Genomic DNA, 2057 nt, shown 5'->3' with positions numbered 1-2057 from the left:
TCAAGAACCAGCAAACGCTCGAGACGATCAGCCGGCAGCCGTGGCGGCGGCTCGGCCCGATTCATTTGCTGTCCGAGGGGCTCGACCTGGACTGAGCGCGGCGGCGAGTAGAAAAGAGGACTTAAGTCATCATGCTGATCGGGGTGGACGTAGGCGGTACCTTTACCGACGTTGTGGCGATCAAGGACGGTGAGATAAGGACGGTCAAGGTCTCGACCAACGTCCGCGACACCGAACTTGGCGTGTTGGAAGGCGCGCGCGAGATTGGCGCCGCGGACGCGGTCGTGTTCAATCATGCCAGCACCCACGGGCTCAACGCGGTCATCACCCGCAAACTGCCCAAGATCGGCTTCCTTACCACGGTCGGCCAGCGCGACATGCTCGACGGCGGCCGCACGTGGCGCCCGCCGTCGGAACAGACCAACCCGCACTGGCGCCGGCCGTTCGGCGACGCGGCGCGCCCACTAGTGCCGCGCTACCTGCGCCGCGGGATCGCCGAACGGGTGCTCAGCGATGGCAAGGTGCTGATCGCGCTCGACGAGGAGCAGGCCCGCGCCGAGCTCGCCGTGCTTCGCGAATGCGGCGTGACCGCGATCGCGATCTGCCTGATCAACGCTTACGTCAATCCGGCCCACGAGCGCCGCCTGGCCGAGTTGGTGCGCGATGAGCTGGGCGACATCCCCTGCTCTATCTCGAGCAACATCTCGCCGCTTGCCAAAGAATATGCGCGCGCGTCGACGACCGTGATCGACGTATTCATGCGCCACATCTACGGTGACTATACCCGCAAGCTCGGCCACGGCCTGCGCGAGATGGGCTTCAAGGGAAGCCTCAACTACGCTAATTGCGCCGCTGAGCTGCTCGATGCAGAAGCGGCGATGGAGCGGCCTTTCCAAATCGTCTTTGCCGGTCCTGCCGCCGGCACGGTCGGCAGCGCCCATTTCGGCAAGCTGATCGACGCTTCCAACCTGCTGTGCGCCGACATCGGCGGGACGTCGTGTGACATCAGCCTCGTCAGCAACGGCCAGCCATTCGTCAATACTACCTTCGAACTCGAGCATGACCTCGTCGTCAATGCTCTGTCCGTCGAGGTGTCGAGCATCGGCGCTGGTGGCGGCAGCCTTGTCACGATCAGCCCGGCGGGCGAACTGCTGGTCGGCCCGGGCAGCGCGGGTTCCGACCCGGGCCCCGCTTGCTACGGCAAGGGTGGCACCCAGCCGGCGATGACCGACACTTGCCTGCTGATCGGAGTGATTGATCCGGACGGATTTGCCGGTGGCCGCATCAAGCTCGACAAGGAGCTGTCGGTAAAAGCGTTCGAAGCGCTGGAATCGAGCCTGCCGATCGAGGATCGCGTCCGCTACGCCTACCATGTCGGCATCGTCAACATCGCCGAAGGGCTGGCCAACGTCGCCATCCAGCACGGCGTCGATGTGCGTGAATATTCGCTCGTTGCGTTCGGGGCGGCGGGTCCGATGCTATTGCCATCGGTGCTCGACCACATCCAGTTCGCGGAAGTCATTGTGCCGCCCCACCCGGGTCTGTTCTCCGCGTTGGGCCTGGTCAGCTCGGAGCAGACCTACAGCGACAGCCGCAGCGCCTATCGCGTGCTGACTCCCGACGGCGCGGCCGAGATCGATACGGTGTTCCGCGACATGGAAGAAGAAATGCGCGGCCGACTCAAGAACGCGTCGGGCGAACCGATCTTCACGCGCGCCTTCGATGGGCGCCTGTTGGGTCAGAGTTGGGAAACCCCGTTCGTGCCGATTCCGGCGGGGCCGATCACGGCGGACAGCATCGCCGCAATGATCGGGAATTTTCACACCGTCTACGAACAGCGCTATGGGAACCGCTTCCCCGCCATGTCTGTTCAAGGCGTTACCTACCGTCTGGAGGCGGTCATGCCGACCGAGAAGGTACATTATCCCAAGCTTGGCCGACGCGAGAGCGGCTCGGTGGAGCCTGTGCGGATGCTCACGTTGAACTATATCGCCGAACAGCCAGTCCAGGCCGGCGAATACCGCCGCGATCAGCTGCTCTTCGGCGATCGCATTGAG

The 2057-nt window shown here is 64.1% G+C and carries 1 protein-coding gene; it reads left to right on the top strand.

Annotated features, from left to right (window positions below):
- Window positions 1-131 precede the first annotated feature (131 nt).
- Window positions 132-2057, top strand: a 1926-nt coding sequence (locus tag Q0R27_RS00115; protein WP_293939966.1) for a hydantoinase/oxoprolinase family protein, incomplete at its 3' end; no start/stop codon positions are given.

It is taken from the genome of Sphingomonas sp. (assembly GCF_025362505.1).
In the GTDB taxonomy this organism is placed as follows: Bacteria; Pseudomonadota; Alphaproteobacteria; order Sphingomonadales; family Sphingomonadaceae; genus Sphingomicrobium.
Note: the sequence above shows the minus strand (reverse complement) of the source record. Positions and strands in the feature narration are given on the sequence as shown.